Source organism: Arcobacter sp. ISO1 (assembly GCF_058105185.1).
Genome location: NZ_CM176573.1, coordinates 2,246,125 through 2,263,301, shown reverse-complemented (window position 1 = coordinate 2,263,301; position 17,177 = coordinate 2,246,125). Strand labels below are relative to the sequence as shown.

At 29.1% G+C, this 17,177-nt stretch carries 19 protein-coding genes; 3 read left to right on the top strand and 16 right to left on the bottom strand.

What is annotated here, in order from left to right; all coding sequences use genetic code 11:
• Positions 1-2 precede the first annotated feature (2 nt).
• The 11 genes from AC2TY9_RS11270 to soxC form a co-directional block, all read right to left on the bottom strand.
• Positions 3-464 carry an MOSC domain-containing protein gene (locus tag AC2TY9_RS11270; protein WP_489777561.1) on the bottom strand — a complete coding sequence of 154 codons (462 nt, stop codon included), beginning with the start codon at positions 462-464 and terminating at the stop codon, positions 3-5.
• The gene (locus AC2TY9_RS11265; RefSeq protein WP_489777560.1) at positions 461-1,264 is read right to left on the bottom strand and encodes a thioredoxin fold domain-containing protein; all 804 of its coding nucleotides are present in this window, start codon (positions 1,262-1,264) and stop codon (positions 461-463) included. Before AC2TY9_RS11265 ends, AC2TY9_RS11270 begins: the two co-directional genes overlap by 4 nt.
• A gap of 94 nt (positions 1,265-1,358) precedes the next feature.
• Positions 1,359-3,137, bottom strand: a complete 1,779-nt coding sequence (gene soxB / locus AC2TY9_RS11260; protein ID WP_489777559.1) for a thiosulfohydrolase SoxB — start codon at positions 3,135-3,137, stop codon at positions 1,359-1,361.
• Between the two features lie 34 nt (positions 3,138-3,171).
• Positions 3,172-3,822: a rhodanese-like domain-containing protein gene (locus AC2TY9_RS11255; protein WP_489777558.1), complete on the bottom strand. Its 651-nt coding sequence runs from the start codon at positions 3,820-3,822 to the stop codon at positions 3,172-3,174.
• A gap of 83 nt (positions 3,823-3,905) precedes the next feature.
• Positions 3,906-4,325, bottom strand: a complete 420-nt coding sequence (locus tag AC2TY9_RS11250; protein ID WP_489777557.1) for a hypothetical protein — start codon at positions 4,323-4,325, stop codon at positions 3,906-3,908.
• A gap of 12 nt (positions 4,326-4,337) precedes the next feature.
• Entirely contained in the window at positions 4,338-5,276 is a 939-nt protein-coding gene (soxA, locus tag AC2TY9_RS11245; RefSeq protein ID WP_489777556.1) for a sulfur oxidation c-type cytochrome SoxA, read from the bottom strand.
• A 42-nt stretch (positions 5,277-5,318) separates the two neighbouring features.
• On the bottom strand, positions 5,319-5,636 hold the full coding sequence (soxZ, locus tag AC2TY9_RS11240; RefSeq protein WP_489777555.1) for a thiosulfate oxidation carrier complex protein SoxZ: 318 nt from the start codon (positions 5,634-5,636) through the stop codon (positions 5,319-5,321).
• A 66-nt stretch (positions 5,637-5,702) separates the two neighbouring features.
• A complete protein-coding gene (gene soxY / locus AC2TY9_RS11235) occupies positions 5,703-6,152 on the bottom strand; it encodes a thiosulfate oxidation carrier protein SoxY (protein ID WP_489777554.1) in 450 nt (149 codons plus the stop codon).
• Positions 6,153-6,170: 18 nt separating this feature from the next.
• Positions 6,171-6,521 (bottom strand): sulfur oxidation c-type cytochrome SoxX, encoded by a 351-nt coding sequence (soxX, locus tag AC2TY9_RS11230; protein WP_489777553.1) that lies wholly within the window; start codon positions 6,519-6,521, stop codon positions 6,171-6,173.
• A gap of 11 nt (positions 6,522-6,532) precedes the next feature.
• The gene (locus AC2TY9_RS11225; RefSeq protein ID WP_489777552.1) at positions 6,533-7,744 is read right to left on the bottom strand and encodes a c-type cytochrome; all 1,212 of its coding nucleotides are present in this window, start codon (positions 7,742-7,744) and stop codon (positions 6,533-6,535) included.
• A complete protein-coding gene (gene soxC, locus AC2TY9_RS11220) occupies positions 7,713-9,056 on the bottom strand; it encodes a sulfite dehydrogenase (protein WP_489777551.1) in 1,344 nt (447 codons plus the stop codon). Before soxC ends, AC2TY9_RS11225 begins: the two co-directional genes overlap by 32 nt.
• Positions 9,057-9,416: 360 nt before the next feature.
• On the opposite strand from soxC, the gene AC2TY9_RS11215 reads away from it, so the two are divergent.
• From AC2TY9_RS11215 to AC2TY9_RS11205, 3 genes are read left to right on the top strand one after another with little or no spacing between them, the layout of a single operon-like run.
• Complete coding sequence (locus tag AC2TY9_RS11215; RefSeq protein ID WP_489777550.1) at positions 9,417-10,637, top strand: molybdopterin molybdotransferase MoeA; 1,221 nt, start codon at positions 9,417-9,419, stop codon at positions 10,635-10,637.
• Positions 10,638-11,537 (top strand): DMT family transporter, encoded by a 900-nt coding sequence (locus AC2TY9_RS11210; RefSeq protein ID WP_489777549.1) that lies wholly within the window; start codon positions 10,638-10,640, stop codon positions 11,535-11,537.
• Positions 11,534-12,421 (top strand): DMT family transporter, encoded by an 888-nt coding sequence (locus AC2TY9_RS11205; protein WP_489777548.1) that lies wholly within the window; start codon positions 11,534-11,536, stop codon positions 12,419-12,421. The genes AC2TY9_RS11210 and AC2TY9_RS11205 overlap by 4 nt, the downstream gene beginning before the upstream one ends.
• Here the strand turns inward: AC2TY9_RS11205 and AC2TY9_RS11200 are convergent, their stop codons facing one another.
• From AC2TY9_RS11200 to AC2TY9_RS11180, 5 genes are all read right to left on the bottom strand, one after another.
• On the bottom strand, positions 12,422-12,994 hold the full coding sequence (locus tag AC2TY9_RS11200) for a DUF922 domain-containing protein (RefSeq protein ID WP_489777547.1): 573 nt from the start codon (positions 12,992-12,994) through the stop codon (positions 12,422-12,424). It lies immediately after the preceding gene.
• The gene (locus tag AC2TY9_RS11195) at positions 12,987-14,312 is read right to left on the bottom strand and encodes a DNA recombination protein RmuC (RefSeq protein ID WP_489777546.1); all 1,326 of its coding nucleotides are present in this window, start codon (positions 14,310-14,312) and stop codon (positions 12,987-12,989) included. Before AC2TY9_RS11195 ends, AC2TY9_RS11200 begins: the two co-directional genes overlap by 8 nt.
• Entirely contained in the window at positions 14,305-15,564 is a 1,260-nt protein-coding gene (locus AC2TY9_RS11190) for a M48 family metallopeptidase (RefSeq protein WP_489777545.1), read from the bottom strand. The genes AC2TY9_RS11195 and AC2TY9_RS11190 overlap by 8 nt, the downstream gene beginning before the upstream one ends.
• Positions 15,565-15,634: 70 nt before the next feature.
• Positions 15,635-16,645: a GGDEF domain-containing protein gene (locus AC2TY9_RS11185; protein ID WP_489777544.1), complete on the bottom strand. Its 1,011-nt coding sequence runs from the start codon at positions 16,643-16,645 to the stop codon at positions 15,635-15,637.
• A 163-nt stretch (positions 16,646-16,808) separates the two neighbouring features.
• Positions 16,809-17,177: a YbgC/FadM family acyl-CoA thioesterase gene (locus AC2TY9_RS11180; RefSeq protein ID WP_489777543.1), complete on the bottom strand. Its 369-nt coding sequence runs from the start codon at positions 17,175-17,177 to the stop codon at positions 16,809-16,811.

Here is a 17,177-nt window from a genome sequence, read left to right as displayed (position 1 = left end):
TTTTATGCAACATTATGTTGCTTTTCTATAATTTTTACTGTTGAACCTTTTTTTACTTCACCAGATTTTAAAATCTTACAATATATTCCCCTACAATCTTGAACGATAATTGGTAAATCATCATCAAAAACTGCTAAATGGTTACAAATAGTACAGTTTTCAGTAATTTGTATTTGTGCTTCACCAATTTCAAATATAGTTCCAACATGATAATTATGTGGATTAAAATCAAATAGTATATTTTCTCCTAAACTTCCATACTCAATACTAATATCATTTTCCTTAGCTAAATCATATGTAGTTTTACCAACTATCATAACAGCTTTATCTATATCTTTACCAGCAAATTTATCATCTTTTATTCCAAAATCAAATATTAATTCTAATCTATCAGCTTTTGGTCTAGGCAAACCACTTTGACCTTTTTTTGCACTAAAAGTGTCTAAAACCTTATGTTTTATCATAAATTTTCCTTCAATATTCCTAAAAAGTCTTTTCTATCCCATGCTCCAGGATAAGTATTAATTAATTGCCCAGCACTAGTTAAAATAAAAAATGTTGGTGTCATACCTTTAAATCTTTCGTTTAAACCAAAAGGTAAGGCAACATAATCAACATCAACCTCTACAAAAATATAATCTTCACCTATTGCTTCTTGAACTTCAGTTAAATCAAGAACATCATGTTTCATTTTTTTACAAAAGTAACAACTTTGAGCAGTAGCAAAAACTATAATTTGTTTATTTTTTTCTAAAGCTTCTTTAATGATTTTATCATCGTCATTGTTATCTTTTAAAACTTTAACTGGCTTAGGAAACCTTTTTAGTCTATCCTCTTTATAACCCATAAAAAATTCAGCTAACAATGTTGCTTCATCTTCAGTTATTTCCATTGGTTCTTTTTCTTTATAGTATTTAACAACATGACTATCACAAACAGTGTTATTAATATCTGGATTTGCTAAATATTCTTTTAAATACTCTTCTATCTCAACAATTCTCATTTCAGGATCATTTGGATCACCTATTTTTTTACTACTTTCCATAATAGCCCATGCTAACATGTTTTGTGTTGGAATAGTTAAATTCAATAAAGTATTGTTTCTTTCAAAAAAATTCTCTTTTAATTTTTTAAATGAGATATACTCTTCATGGCAAGATGCACATTTATCTTCAAATAAAACTTTACCCTCTTTAAAATCTGCCTTTAAATTCACAAAAAAAGCTAAGATTGTAAATAAAAAAATCGTCCTTCTAATAATCATTTTCTTCCTTCTTTCAACTTATTAAAAAACTAAAAAAGTATTTTAATAAACTGAAAAGGCATAGAGATAACACTCTATACCTTTATACAAGGAATTAAACGATTCCTGGGTTTCCTTTGATACCAACGATATCTGGAGTATCAACTTTTAAATCTGCAATATGTTTCACATTTTGTAAATAAGTTTCACATGTTTCCCATACTGGCTCTCCTGGAGATTTTGAACCAACAGTAGACCAACCAGCAACCTTGTAAGATTTATTAGCTTCAAGTCTTTTACCAGTTTTAGTAAGTGTAATTTCAGAAATTCTTTCTCCCATTTTTGCAGTAGGATTGATTTTATATGAAATTCCACCTGTTCTAACCATATCTCCACCTTGTTGGTAGAATGGATCTTCATTAAATAAGTTATCAGCAACATCTTCTAATATTAACTTGATATCTTTACCTGAAATATCTCTAGCATAAGTTTCTGGATATGTCATGGCTGTTTGTGTAGCTAAATCATCAAATGTAATATCTTGTCCAGGCATAACTGATGTTCCCCATCTAAATCCAGGAGAAAGTGAAATATCTGCACCTTTAACATCAATTAATGCATCACAAATGATTTGATCCCAAGAACCATTAAAGTTACCTCTTCTAAATAAAGTTTGCTCTGTTGTAGCAATAACTCTATCAAGGTCTTTTTTAAATGGAGCTCTAACATCTTCGATATATTTTTTCATTGTTGGATCTTCAGGAATTAAATCAGAGAAGATTGGAAGTAAAGTAAATTTGTGACCTACTATTTTTCCATCTTTTACATCTAAATCTAATACATTTAAGAATTTACCATTTGAACCTGCATTACATACATATGTAACACCATTTTCATTTTTAACAGGATAAGCTTCAGGAACACCATCATGTGTGTGTCCACCCATAATAAAGTCAATTCCAGTTACAACTTCTGCCATTTTTTTGTCAGTGTCATAACCATTATGAGAAAGAACAATAACAGCATCTGGTTTTTCTTCTTCTCGAACCATATCAACTACTTCTTGCATACCTTCATCATTAATAGAGAAAGACCAATCTTCAATAAATCTTTGAGGGTTTGCAATTGTTGTATAAGGGAAAGCTTGACCAATAATAGCAATTCTAGCTCCACCAATCTCTTTCATAGTATATGGTTTAAAAGCATAACCCTCATCCATATCATAAGCTTGTTGCGCTATCTCAGTTTCTTCAAATAATGCATCTTCTTTAACTTTTACATTTTGCGCTAAGAATTCAGCATCTAACAATTTAACATTATCTAATACTTCTTGTGCATTATAAGTAAATTCCCAGTGACCAACAGCAACATCAACACCAAGTAAATTCATAGCTCCAACCATATCTTTACCTCTAGTTTGTAATGCAGTCCATGACCCTTGCCATGTATCCCCACCATCTAAAAGTAAAGTTTTATCTTCACCAAATGAATTTTTTAAAAAATCTACAACAGTTTTGATTTGAGCAAAACCACCAGTTCTCCCCATTGCTTTTGCATGCTTTTCAAAATCAACACATGAATATGCATACTCAAGTCTTTTATTACCTTTAATTCCGTAATAGTCTAATAATTTGTCACCAACAATATGTGGTGGTTTACCATAATTTCCGTAGAAACCTAAATTAACACTAGGCTCTCTAAAATATACTGGTAATAATTGAGCGTGTGAATCTGTCATATGCATAAGTCTTACATTACCATAAGGTTTTAATTTATAGTAATCTTCTAAATTCTTTGTTGTTTCAACCATTCTTGTATGTGAATTAGCAAAAACAGGAGCAGAACCTAGTACTGCCATCATATAAACAAATTCTCTTCTACTTAATTTACTCATTTACTTTCCTCTAATTAAATTTAAAACTTTTAAATTATTTACCGCTACCAACTACTGTAAATCCAAGTGAAGTCCAAGCTTGCATACCACCTCTGTAGTATTTAATTTTAGAAGCTGGATATCCCATTTTTAAAAGTGCATATTCAGCTTTTTTAACCATTCCTGGTGTTTGACCACACCAATAACCGTTACAATATAAAGCTAAAGTTTTTGCATTTGAAAAATCTAAAGTACCATCATCATTTTGAACTACACCCATTTCATCTTCCATCATCTCAATAGCTGTATCTTTTTCATTAAAATTTGTATAAGGAACATTAACTGCTCCTGGAATTCTAAGTTTTGCATACCAACCTGGCTTTCTTGAATCAATAATTGCAATATTTTCATCAGTTTGAGCTTTTTTCATATATTCTATAAACTCTAACTCACCTAATGTTTCAACACCTTTAGCTAAAACTATAGGCTGAGGAGTTCCTCTATCTGTTGTATCATATAGAGATGATATTTTATTACCTCTTGTTTGATTTCTCATTAAAATGAACTTTTCATCGTTTAAATTCATTTCAATAGATTTAACACCTGAAGATATAGCAACAAACTTATCATTACCCTCTGCAAATGCAGAACTTGAACAAATTCCAATAATAGAACCCATAACAAGTAAATTTTTAAAAAACTTCATTTTATTTTCCTAATTTCATACATACTTTCTAAATAAAAAAAGCCAAGATTAAAAATCTTGACTTTTAACAACTAAATTTTGATTTAGTATTTATATCCATCACCTGGAACTGCAAGTCTCCAAGTTTTTTTACCTTCTTCACCTTGGTTTAAAGCGGTTATTGCAAATTTACAAGCTCTTACAGCTGCATAATTAGTTTCTAAAACTGTTTTAGATTTTTTACCTTTAAAAGTTTTAGGATTAACCTCTTTTGCACCTGTTTTAATAGCTTCCTCTACAGAAATGATTAAATCTGTATTGTTAACACCAAGTCTTCTAAACTCAAGACCTTTTTCTTTTGCAATTTCATTGTATTTTTTAGCTGTAGCAATTACTTTTTCAATACCATTTGCTTTAAGATCACACATTGCTTTTTCATCCATCATATGACCATCAGCATAAAGAGATGAAGATAAAGTGAATGCTGCCATAGCTGCAATTGTTAAATTTGTTAATTTTTTCATAATCTTCTCTCCTTATTTTCTGAAATCTGGACCATCGAATTTCATACCATTATTCATGTAAGCCATAAAGAATAGTAGTTCTTTCATCTCATTACTTGTATTACCTGGAGGAACTTGTCCTTGATCTTTAATACAACCTGACATTCTTCTTTCTAAAGTACCTAGACCATCATTGTTTGAAGTTGCTGCTGCCCATTTTAATCTATAAACTGGGAAGTGTGTTGTTTGCCCTAAAAATTGAGATAATGATTCATTTCTAACTCTTTGACCTGCACCTGTAACGTGACAATTAGCACAGTTAAGTTTTAAATATCCTCTTTGAGTATAATAATACTCTTTTCCTCTTTCGTAAGCTTCTGCTGCAGCTTTACTTTTAATTTCTACATTAATCTCTTTTTCTTCATCAGTAGCAGCTTGTGCAAAAAATGCTTCTAAATGAGCTAATTTACCTTTTGTTGTTTTCCATTTCTTCTCACCATTAGCTTCTAAACATTCATTGATGTGTTGAGTTAAAGTTTGTACTTCACCTCTTTTCTCGTCAAAGTATGGATACATTGATCCAGTTTCTACAGGATTTGGGAAACACGATGCAAAAGATTTACCATTTGCAAACTTTTTATTATAAAGTTCTTCACCAACTTCTACCCACTCTTCTGTTGGAGGGAATTCTTTAATTTCATAATATGAAGCTTGACCATTTTTAGAAAAGGCATAATTTCCTTTTGAAAAGTCATCTTTTTTTAATCCACCAAGAATATTGTTTTTTAACTCATCATCAGTTGAATATGGAAAAAAAGTATTCCTATTTTTTAATGGATCTTCAAATTTTGCTTCAAAATATTTTATTAAAGCAATTCTATCTTTTTCTGCTTGTGCATTGAAATCTGCAGCATGTAATGCAACAGTAGTTAGTGCAACTAAAGCAGTAGTTTTAGCAATTTTTAACAACATACATATCTCCTATAGTATAAGTTTTTTAATCAATGTGATTGATTATTTAATTTTTCTTGTATCAGACTGTGTGTTACCTTTTAAGTCAACCCATGAAAATGATAATTTGTCACCTTTTTTAATTCCAAGTTCATCTGCTTTAAATGCAAATTTAAAGTAAGGGTTCTTTGATAAAAATTGTGAAGTTGAAACTTCATATACTATAGTATCACCAACTTTTGCTACGATATATGTAATCCAGTTTGCTTCTTTTTTTGCTCTTTTTGCTTCTTGATTAGAAAGCATTTCATGTTTAGCTAAAACTTTTACAGTTGCCACACCTTTTTTAATTTTTGCTTTAATTCTTGATTTTCCAGCCATTATTAATTCCTTTTATTTTTATTCTATATTTTATTAATTTTTTGAGTCAATATGAGTTGAATTAAATCAACCACCACATCCACCAATAGTTACTTTAACTTGCTTAGATGCTTTTAAAAGCTTTCCACCATCTTCAATTACTGCAAAAACATTTCCAGTTTTAGCCATTTTAATTCTTACACTATACTCTGCAATTCCACCCTTTGGAACATCAAATACCGCAACTAAAGCTTCTGGGTTTGCATCTTGAAAAATTGCTACTCTTGTTGCAGATTTTGCTTCAACTGTTACAGGAATAACTGCACCATTTTCAGCAATATCTGGAGCTTTTAATTTAACTTTTGTACTCTCTTTTGCATCAGCACCAAAAATCTCTTTAATTGCTGCGTCTACTTTTGTAGCTTCCCAAGCTTTTGGCTTAGTTTCTCTGTAATTAGCTGCACTTAATGCAACTGGTGCAACTGAAGCTGCTAATGCTCCTAAACCTAAACCTAAAAAATTTCTTCTATTTATCATTTTTTTATCCTTTTTATATTATTGAATTGTTTTTAAATAAGCAACTACTGCTTTAATCTCACCATCACTTAACCAACCAGATTTTCCAAATGCAGGCATTTGTGAAATAGGATTACTTGTATAAGGGTCATAAACTTTTTTATAAAGTTCTTCCTCTGGCCAATATTGTAATGCAGTTAACTTTGGTCCCATACTTCCAGGTCCGTCAATATTTTTACCATTTGCATCATGGCATGCAATACAGTTACCTAAATTTTTAGTTGTAAAAATTTTCTCACCTTGCTTAACTAAATCGTCATTTGCGAAAGATCCAGTTATAGCCAAACTACTAACTGCAGCTGCTAAAAACAAATTTTTAATTAATTTCATACTTTAACTCCTTATTTACTTTGATCAATAATATAATCAACGATTTTTTTGAACTCATCATCAGATAAATTCATTGCCGTTCCCTTAGGAGGCATTGCATTAATACCATTAATTGCATTATCATATACTTCATCAATACCTTTTTCTAAAACCTCTGCCCATGCAGCTTTGTCACCTAATACTGGTGCACCAATTGCTTTATTAGCATGGCATGCAGAACAATAAGTTGCATAATTTTCTGCTACAACAGGATCAACTCCACTTGCAACTTCTTTTTTAGGTTCTTTCCAAGTTCTTTCAACAGAAATTGGTTGATTAACAGTTGGAGCTAAATCAACTTTTATTTTTAATAAAAGATCATCAACAGTTTTACCTTTACCATACTGTTTTTCAATACAATTACTCATACATCTTGTTCCCTTACCATAAATAGTTGGGTCAGATAAAAGTTTTTGTATATTTTTAGGCCCTTGATGAGGGTCTTTTGTATCTACTTTTGGGTAAAAACCATTTTCATTTGGCATTTTTATTTGATCAAAATTATCTTTGTTTAAAACAAATTCATAATCCATCTCTTCACCATTTACTTTAATTCCATTTGAATAAAGTAAAAAGGCTGTAATAGCATAAGTTTCACTATGACTTAATGTTTTTGGTGCTGTAAAAGGCATAGAGTCCTTAATATACCACCATAAAGTACTCGCATATGGCCAATATGAACCAATAGTTTTAAGTGCAACATCTGGATTAGGATTTTCATCAGCTGGATTAAGTCTTTGAATAACTAAATCTGCAGTTTTCCCACCCGCTAATGTTGGATAACCTTTACCACCTGCACCAAACTCACCGTGACACATAGCACATTGTGCATCGTATAATTCTTCACCCCACTCTACTGAACCTTCAGCAATAGCAGGTTTTCCATTTTCATTTAAAATTGGCTCACCAAGTTTCTCATCATATTTAGGTAGTCCTGTTCCATCTGGTCTTACATCAACATTCCATCTTTCGATTTCGTTATGTGTAGCTTTTCTACCATTGTTGTATTTAACTTTTTGATCATTAACATAATATGGTCCGTATTTACCATCTTTTGTAGGGTATTTTACAGCGCCATCAACAGACATGTCACTACTTGCAACTAAAGAAGTAGCTAAAAGTGCAGATAATCCAAATCCTAGAATAATAGAACTAAGCTTTTTTGTGTTTTCTAATTTGAACATTATTACACTCTCCTTTTTCAGTTATTTCCCAAGTTACAATTGCATTTCTATGGTATACAGATTCAACACCAACAGCAGAAGTTTCTTCATCAATTGTTGGTTGAATATTACCAAAGTCATCTCTTGCTCTAGAAGCCATCAATAATGGTTTTCCATCCCACTTCATAACATATGAGAATCTTGTCCATGATTTAGGTAAAACAAGACCTTTAAGTTTTGCTTCAACCCAATTATCACCACCATCTAAAGAGATATCAACTCCTGTAATAGTTCCGTGTCCTGTCCAAGCAATACCTTCAACTTCTATCATATCACCTTTTTTCATGTGAGTCCATGGTTTTTCTGGACATGGAGAAGTAATAACTGAGTTAACTTCATTTACCCAGAAGAATCTAATTGCTTTTCCACCTGGTTGAACCATAGTATATTTAGAAGTTTCTTCTTTAGAATGCCATGGTTTATCAGAAATCTCAAGTCTTCTTAACCATTTAGTATTTAAGTTCCCTTCCCATCCTGGAACGATAAGTCTTACAGGATAACCTTGTTCAGCTCTTAAAGCTTCTCCATTTTGTCCCCATACTACCATAACATCATCTAATGCCTTTTCAACTGGAATAGTTCTAGGGTTTGAAGCATTATCACTACCTTCAGCAAGCATCCATACAGCATCTTTTTTAAGACCAACATCTTCTAAAATTGTCTTAAGCATTACACCTGTCCACTCTGCAGCACTCATTAAACCTTTTTGAAATTGCAATGAGTTAAATTGAGGACCTCTCCATTCTGGTGCTCCATTTGCTGGACACTCAATAAAGTAAATTCTACTTTCACTTGGATATTTTTTTAGATCATCTAAAGTTAATACAATTTCTCTTTCAACTTGATCACCATGAATCATAAGTCTCCACTCTTTAGGATCCACGTGTGCAGTTCCTCCATGATCTCTTACAAAGAACAGACCATTAGGTGTTACAATACCTTCAGATTCATGAATTGGACACATCGCAACAGATGCATAATAATCTCCAGAAGAAAATAAAGAGTGTGTTCTTCTAATATTATTATGTTCATATGGTGATGGTAATCCATATAAATTATGGTCAACTGGATCACCTAGTTTTGTTCCCCATGGTGCTTCATTCATGATCAAAGGATCATCAGCAGCTTTTAACTCAACAGGTGATAACACATTTGCTGCTGCAATTGCACCAACAGAATATGCTGCAGTTTTTCTAAAAAAATCTCTTCTACTTAATTTATCATCAGAAATAGTAGATAACTCTTTTTCAGAAGTCTTTGTTACTTTCGTCATTATTCCTCCTTAGAAATTGGTTATGTAAGCTTAAGAAAAGTTAATTAAGTAAAAGTTATTTTAATTATAAGATTCGATATATACGATGTTCTTAAATAGTTGTTAACTTTTCCTTATGCAAAACATAACAGCCAATTATATAAGATTTTCTTATACATTGATGTTTTCATTATCGCCACTTTTTTGTCACTTGTCAATTATTTTAAATTAAAAAAGAATAAATCGTTTAGTTTTGTAACAATATAATCATAATTATAACGTTTATGTTATTTTTTTGTCAAAAAACTTAAAATAATCTTGCTAAAGTTACTTTTTTTATACCCTATGCTACTATAGCGCTACTATTACATGGAGATTTATATGAAAAGATTTATAAGTTATGATAACTCATTAACAATTTTAAATAATATAATTTTTAAAGCTAAAACAAAGGAAAAACTTTTTCTAACTAATTCTGTTGGTAGAGTGCTTGCTTGTGATATTTCAGCGAATGAAAATTCACCAGAATACCCTACTTCAGCAATGGATGGATATGCAATAAAATTTGAAGATCAAAAAAATGATTTTATTGAAATAATTGATAAAAACCCAGCTGGATGTGTTGTTGAATCTGAAGTATCAAATGGTGTTTGTATTAAAACTTTTACGGGTTCTTTAATTCCAAATGGTGCCGATACTTTAATACCAATAGAGAATGTTGAAGTAAAAGATAATAAAATAAAAATTATTAAAGAGGTACCTAAAGGTTTTTCAATCAGAGAGATTGGAGAAAACTATAAAAAGGATGAAGTTTTAATTAAAGAAGGAACAATTATTGGTTTCGCTGAGATTGGGGTGCTTGCTTCTTTAAATATTTCACAAGTTCCTGTTTATTGTATGCCTGCCGTTGCAATTGCTAGTACAGGTAGTGAAATACTTGATTTAGGTGAAGAGCAAATAAATGAATCTCAAATTAGAAGTTCTAACCATTTAACAATTGAGGCTTTAGCAAAGAAAGCTGGTGCAGAGACTATTCAAATGGGTGTAGTAAAAGATGATATTGATTCTATTACAAAACTTTTAGAAAGTGGACTTGAGAAAGCTGATATAGTTGTTACAACTGGGGGTGTTTCTGTTGGTGATTACGATTTTGTTCAAGATGTTATAAAAGAGAAATTAAATGCAGAAGTTCTTTTTCATGGTGTAACAGTAAAACCTGGTATGCATATACTTTTAGCTAAAAAAGATGACAAGATTATATTAGCTTTACCTGGTTTTGCATACTCATCTACTGTTTGTGCAATCTTATATTTATTACCACTTATTTATAAATATGAAGGAGCTAATAAAAAACTTCCAATAGTTAAAGCTAGAATAAATCAAGACTTCCCATTAAAGATGAAAAAAACAATCTTTACAGCTTGTAATGTAAAATATGAGAATAATGAATATTCAATAGATTTCGAAGGGAAAAAACAAGGTACCAGTGCAATATTAACTAATATGCTAGGGAATCCTGCATTATTAATCCAAAAAGAAGATAGTAAAGATATAAAAGCAGGAGAATTAGTTGATATTCTTTTGTTAAATGAACTAAAATAAATGACTACTCAAAGAGTTTATATTTTATTAGCACTTTGTGTTTTATTTTGGTCAGGAAATTTTATTTTAGGAAGATTTGTTAGTTCTAATATTCAACCATTAGAACTAGCTTTCTTTAGATGGCTTTTTGTTTTAGTATTAACAACTCCTTTGCTGATATTTCTTGATTTAAAAAAAATCATTAAAGTATACAAAGAAAACTTTTTCTTTCTAACTTTATGCTCATTTTTAGGGATTACTTTATTTAATACCTTTTTATATATTGCTTTAAATTACACTACAGCAACTAATGCCCTGTTGATTAATTCGATTATTCCAATTTTAATTTTGGTATTTTCTTTTCTAATTTTAAAAACTAGAATATCAAAAGTTCAATTATTTGGAATATTATTATCAACTTTTGGAGTAATATTTTTGGTATTAAAAGGAGATATCTCTTCAATCTTAAGTTTAAGCTTTTCTAAGGGAGATTTGTGGGTTATTGCTAGTTCTATTGTTTGGGCTACTTACTCTACAATAATAAAATTAAAACCAAAAGAGTTGAATCATCTTGAGCTATTCCTTACAATAATTTATGTTGGTTTTGCCCTTTTACTTCCTTGGTATTTATACCAAGGTTATACGATAGAAAGAGAGATAATAATATTAAAAGAAAATTGGTATTTCTTTTTATATGTCTCAGTTTTTGCTTCTTTATTATCTTTTTATTTTTGGCACACAGGAATTGATACTATTGGAGCTGAAAAAACAGGTCAATTTACACACCTAATGCCAATTTTTGGTGCAACTTTAGCATTTATTTTTTTAGGCGAAAGATTAGAGTCTTTTCATTTTGTTGGAGCTATATTTATAGCTATAGGTATTTATTTATCTTTATTTTTAAAAAAGAAGAAACTGTGAATAAAAGATTTTTTTATATTATGATGATTTTCTCAATGATATTTTGGGGCGCTTCTTGGGTAAATGTTAAGTTTTTAACAAATTATATTAATGCATATGAGGTAGTGTTTTTCAGAATGGGAATCTCAATTTTAGCAATGATTCCTGTAATGGTTTACTTGAAACAAGATTTTAGAGTAAATCTAAAATCTGTTGGATTGATTCTTTTAGCTTCATTTATACTGCTTTTATACTCAATTATGTTTTTTCTTGGTGTAAAAAATGGTACAGCTGGACTTGGAGGAGCATTAGTTACAACATTAATCCCAATCAATACCTTTGTTATATTAGCTCTTTGGCATAAAAAAACAATATCATTAAAGCATTCCTTTGCTCTTATTCTTGGTGGCTTTGGAGTAATAACTATGTTAAATATTTGGCAATTTAATATAAATGAAATTTTTTCAATACAAAATATATATTTTCTTTTAGCTTCTATACTTTGGCCTTTGCTAACAATTACAAGTTCAAAAGCAAGTAAAATTTCACCCTTTGTATTTACCTTCTATGTTTATACAATCACAACAATTGTGGTATGTGGTTTTTTTATTGATTTTAATGTATTTACTAAAATAGTAAGTTTTGATTATATATTTTGGATTAATATAATTAGTATTAGTTTACTTTCAACAACTTTTGCTACATCTTTTTATTTTGTTGGCACTGAAAAACTTGGAACAAAGAAAGTTAGTTCATTTATATTTTTAGTACCCTCTTCTGCACTAATTTTAAGTGCAATCTTTTTAAATGAAAAAATTAGCTTCAATACATTAATTGGAACAATTTGTGCTGTTGTAGCTATTTATATATTAAATGATTTAAAAATAAAAACCTTCTTTAAGTAATTAGAGAAGGTTTTCTTTTCTCACACCTTCAAGGAACCCTTCATAAGTTCTTATCTCAAAGTTTTTATTTTTCTTTTTGTACTTCTTTAAAATTGATTTTGCAAGATTTTTTGCATTTTGTTTTACTATATTGCAATCACTTCTAACTTTTTCTATTTTGGGTAATTGTTTTTCTATTTCTAACGCAGCATCAACTGCAAAAGAGGTATTCTTATCTAGATATTTTTTTAAGATTTTATAATACCTTTGAAAAACAGCCCTTGTTCCTTCAGGTGCTTTATAGTTACTTGCAAGTTTTGGGACATAATATGTTATATCAACTTTTGTTTTAGCTTGAGATATAGAACAAATACCATTTTTCCTAACTGTTTTATAAAAATATTTAATTTTCCAATTAACTGTACCATGTCTTACATTTCCATTATTATAAAGAGGAGAAGTTTCATCCATACTATCTTCAAGTTTATGTTTATTTAATGGATAAATATCATAATAACTAAAATGTTTTTTAACAATTGGTTTTGCATCTAAAATGGTGCAAAATAATAGGATTAAGAAAATAAACCTACTCATCTAACAACTTTGTTGTATCAATTTTCTTTTTTGCTTTTACTCCAAGTTCAATAAACTCTTCACTTCGTCTAAGAAGATTTCCTTTTCCTAAACTTAGTTTCTTCATAGCTTCATCGTAAGCTTTTTGCGTTCTATTTATATTTACTCCAATAGCTTCAATATCATTTACAAAACTTGCAAACTTGTCATATAAATCTGCAGCTTTTTTTGAAATTATTAATGCATTTTCATTTTGATGTTCATATCTCCAAATATTTTCAACTGTTCTAAGTGTTGCAAAAAGTGTTGAGGGAGAAACTAGCATAATATTGTTTTCAAAGGCTGTTTTAAAAAGATTATTATCTTTTGATGCAGCAAGCATAAAAGCACCTTCAATTGGAATAAACATAAGAACAAAATCTAATGTATTAACAGCATCGATATTTTCATAACTTTTTACACTAAGACCTTTAATATGTGTATAAATAGATTTTATTAACTCTTTTGTAGCAAGTTCTTTTTCAATCTCATCATTTGATTCTGTAAACTTCAAATAAGCATTTAAACTAACCTTTGAATCAATAACTATATCTTTATTTGCTGGCAAATGAACAATAACATCAGGTCTCAATCTTTTACCTTCATTATCTGTAAAAGAGCCTTGCGTAGTGTATTCAATACCTTCTCTAAGTCCTGTTTGTTCAAGTATCTTAGAAAGAATCAACTCCCCCCAATCACCTTGAGTTTTATTCTCACCTTTTAAAGCTTTTGTTAAGTTAATAGCATCTTGTGAGATTTGGTTGTTTAAATCTTTTAAGTTTTTGATTTCAGTTAAAAGTGAAGTTCGTTGTTTCGTTTCCTCACTATATATATCGTTTACTCTTTTCCCAAACATATTTAACTGCTCTTTAAAAGGTGTTAACATTTGATTTAAATTAGTATTTGATTTTTTTGTATTATCTTCAAATAGTTTGTTTGCTAAGTTTTCAAATTCTTGTTTTAAAATCTCTTTAGAATTTTCCAAAAGTTCAATTTTTTCTTTTAGATTTTCCTCTTTTATAGCAAATTCATTTTTCAGTTGTTCTTTTTGAAGATTTGCTTTACTTCTTTCAAATTCTAGATTATCTAAAAATTTAGATTCAAGTAGTTCTGCTTTTTCAATATTAGAATCTTTTTGAAATATTAAATCGTTTTCTAATTTTAAAATTGAGTTTTCACTAGAATTGAGTTTTTCTTCTAAAAAATTGATTTTTTGTCTTAGAATTAACCAAATAATAAATCCACCAAGAATCAGCCCTAAAAGAGCTGAAACTATAGCTAATATATCAAAGTTACCCATTAGTTTTTAAATTAAAAATACTATCTTTTAAAGCTTCGTCATCATTGTTTTGATGTACATCATATCCTAACTCTTTAAATCTTTCCACTAAAGGTGGATGTGAGTAATAAAAGAATATATAAAGAGGGTGAGAAAGTGGAAATGATTTATTTTCATTAGCAAGTTTTAAAAGTGCACTTATTAAATCTTCTCTTGATTGCATATTAGATCCGAATTCATCTGCTGCATATTCATTGTGTCTACTAATAAGTGAGATTAAAGGCATCAGGAAAAATGATAAAATTGGAGAAAAAATCAAAAATACTGTAATTATTGCATATGATTCATTTTGAAGATTTAATCCTAAGAATATCTCTTCACTTAAATTTCCAAAAATTGCAAAAAATACAAACATCACAAAGCCCATAATCCCTATATTTTTAAGAATATCACCATTTTTAAAGTGTCCTAATTCATGACCTAGAACAGCAAGTAATTCATTATGAGAAAGTTTTTCAATTAAAGTATCAAATAAAACTACTCTTTTTGTACTTCCTAGACCTCCAAAATAAGCATTTAATCTATTGTCTCTTTTACTTGCATCAACAGAAAATACTCCAGAACTTTTGAAACCAACACCATCTAAAAGATTTTCAATTTTTCCTTCTAATTCTTTATCTTTTAAAGGTTCAAACTTATCAAACATCTTATCTCTAATAACAGGATATAACATATTTATTGTAATAATAACTGCAAAAATAAAAATAAATCCCCAAATCCACCATGAATTTAAACTACTAATAATCCATGAGATAACAGCAATAACAGCAGAACCAAACACCAAAAATAAAACCCCTGTTTTTATCGTATCTTTAATAAATAAAGCTGGCGTCATATTAGAAAAACCATATTTCTTATCAAGTTTAAAAGTTGAATATAAATCAAAAGGTAGTCCTAGAATCCAATTGATTATAATAAATAAGTTTACAAATACTACTGCTTTTAAAATAGTTGACTCAAAATTAACTAAAGAATCTAATATATTTAGACCTGAACCAATCCAAAATATGAAAATCAAAAAACTATAAAAAGATGAAACTATTGCAATCTTTTCTTTTTCAATTGTGTAGTTTCCAGCAACTTCGTATTTTTCATTATCTAATATAATTGGTTGAAGTTTCTTTGCATTTTTAACAAATCCTATTTGCATAAATGATGTGTATATTGTTAGAAAAAAATATAGGCAATAGCCCAAAACAAATATTTCTAGCACAGAATAATCCTTTAACTATTATTTTTGGGTATTTTATCGTATTAAACTTGTTGTAAATTAAATTGTATAATTAGTTTTCTTGTTCAGAAGATTCTTTGAATAAAACAACTTTATTTCTTCCACTTCTTTTTGCTTCATAAAGTGCTAAATCTGCTCTGTGTAGTATTGATTCTAAATCTAAATCATCAGAATTTAGTATTGCAACTCCAATACTTACAGTAAATCTAATCTTTTCATTTTTTTGTGTAGTATATTCAGAATTTTCAATTTCAAATCTAATGTTTTCTGCTGCTTTTAAAGCACCTCTTTCTGAAGTATTAGGTAATACAGCAGCAAACTCTTCTCCACCTAATCTTCCAAAAATATCAGACTTTCTTAATGTATTTTCTGTTTTTGATGCCATAAGTTTGATAACTTCATCACCAATAGAGTGTCCATAAATATCGTTTATCATTTTAAACTTATCAATATCAATCATTAAAACTGCTAATTTTTTGCCTTCTCTTCTTGTGTATTTAATCATAGGAGCTGATGATTCATAAAAAGCTCTTCTGTTATTTACTCCACATAATGAGTCAGTTGTAGCTAAAATTTCAAGTTTTACATTTATATCATTAAGTTCTCTAGTTCTTTTTTCAACTGCACTTTCTAAAACTTTTTGATAATCTTTAAGTCTTCTATCTTGGGCATTTTGTTTAATTGCTTCTAAAATTATAAGTTCAAAGTCGATTCTTTCAAATCTTCTTGGGATCATTTGATAAATTGTAGCTTCATTGATGATTCTTTCCAAAGATGCGACATTACAAACATCTTTAAAAAGTATATTTTTTGTATTAGGAGAGTTTTTATGTAATTCAATAATAAAATCATCCAAAGTCATATCAGATCTATTATCGCCTACTATTGAAATTAATATTTCGTTACCTGCAATGATATAATTATAACAGCTTATTAATGCCTGCTCTGCATTTACGTAACTTTCAATTATATAATCACTATCGACAATTCTTGAAATTTTGTTATATAAAGAGTCTAAAATCTCAACATCACTTTCAATACATGCTATTACAAATTTACCCATTTTAAAATTTTTCCTAATAAAGTTTAAAGATTTTAGCTTTTTTTATATTAAAACTAAAGTAAACAATTATTAATAAATATACACAAAATTTATTTTTTTATTATAAAATATTCTTATTTTAAATAAATGTTGATAGGTTCGCGTATGATAATAAAATATTTTATTATATTGTATTAAAAATTTCTAAAATTTCTTTAGATATTTTTGTAGGTTTGTAATTTTTTAGAAATGCAAGTTTGATTTTTGCAGTAAAAAGCAATTCATCATCTCTAAATATTTCATGAAAAATTTCAATTGAAGCATTTTTTTTAGATACTAGTTTTGTAGTAACATTTAGAACATCTGCAAATGTTGCAGACTTTATGTAATCTGCTTCAACTTTTTTTACAACAAAAAATTCATCGTCATTATGAGGAGATAAACCTTTTTCAAAAAACACATTACTTCTAGCTCGTTCACAAAATTTTAGATAATTTGCATAATATACAACACCACCAATATCTGTGTCTTCATAATAAACTCTAATCTTCAT

What these genes read in the sequence shown, in the direction of transcription:
- AC2TY9_RS11270 (WP_489777561.1), bottom strand. Translation starts at nt 464, where the DNA reads ATGATAAAACATAAGGTTTTAGACACTTTTAGTGCAAAAAAAGGTCAA.
- AC2TY9_RS11265 (WP_489777560.1), bottom strand. Translation starts at nt 1,264, where the DNA reads ATGATTATTAGAAGGACGATTTTTTTATTTACAATCTTAGCTTTTTTT.
- soxB (WP_489777559.1), bottom strand. Translation starts at nt 3,137, where the DNA reads ATGAGTAAATTAAGTAGAAGAGAATTTGTTTATATGATGGCAGTACTA.
- AC2TY9_RS11255 (WP_489777558.1), bottom strand. Translation starts at nt 3,822, where the DNA reads ATGAAGTTTTTTAAAAATTTACTTGTTATGGGTTCTATTATTGGAATT.
- AC2TY9_RS11250 (WP_489777557.1), bottom strand. Translation starts at nt 4,325, where the DNA reads ATGAAAAAATTAACAAATTTAACAATTGCAGCTATGGCAGCATTCACT.
- soxA (WP_489777556.1), bottom strand. Translation starts at nt 5,276, where the DNA reads ATGTTGTTAAAAATTGCTAAAACTACTGCTTTAGTTGCACTAACTACT.
- soxZ (WP_489777555.1), bottom strand. Translation starts at nt 5,636, where the DNA reads ATGGCTGGAAAATCAAGAATTAAAGCAAAAATTAAAAAAGGTGTGGCA.
- soxY (WP_489777554.1), bottom strand. Translation starts at nt 6,152, where the DNA reads ATGATAAATAGAAGAAATTTTTTAGGTTTAGGTTTAGGAGCATTAGCA.
- soxX (WP_489777553.1), bottom strand. Translation starts at nt 6,521, where the DNA reads ATGAAATTAATTAAAAATTTGTTTTTAGCAGCTGCAGTTAGTAGTTTG.
- AC2TY9_RS11225 (WP_489777552.1), bottom strand. Translation starts at nt 7,744, where the DNA reads ATGTTCAAATTAGAAAACACAAAAAAGCTTAGTTCTATTATTCTAGGA.
- soxC (WP_489777551.1), bottom strand. Translation starts at nt 9,056, where the DNA reads ATGACGAAAGTAACAAAGACTTCTGAAAAAGAGTTATCTACTATTTCT.
- AC2TY9_RS11215 (WP_489777550.1), top strand. Translation starts at nt 9,417, where the DNA reads ATGAAAAGATTTATAAGTTATGATAACTCATTAACAATTTTAAATAAT.
- AC2TY9_RS11210 (WP_489777549.1), top strand. Translation starts at nt 10,638, where the DNA reads ATGACTACTCAAAGAGTTTATATTTTATTAGCACTTTGTGTTTTATTT.
- AC2TY9_RS11200 (WP_489777547.1), bottom strand. Translation starts at nt 12,994, where the DNA reads ATGAGTAGGTTTATTTTCTTAATCCTATTATTTTGCACCATTTTAGAT.
- AC2TY9_RS11195 (WP_489777546.1), bottom strand. Translation starts at nt 14,312, where the DNA reads ATGGGTAACTTTGATATATTAGCTATAGTTTCAGCTCTTTTAGGGCTG.
- AC2TY9_RS11185 (WP_489777544.1), bottom strand. Translation starts at nt 16,645, where the DNA reads ATGGGTAAATTTGTAATAGCATGTATTGAAAGTGATGTTGAGATTTTA.
- AC2TY9_RS11180 (WP_489777543.1), bottom strand. Translation starts at nt 17,177, where the DNA reads ATGAAGATTAGAGTTTATTATGAAGACACAGATATTGGTGGTGTTGTA.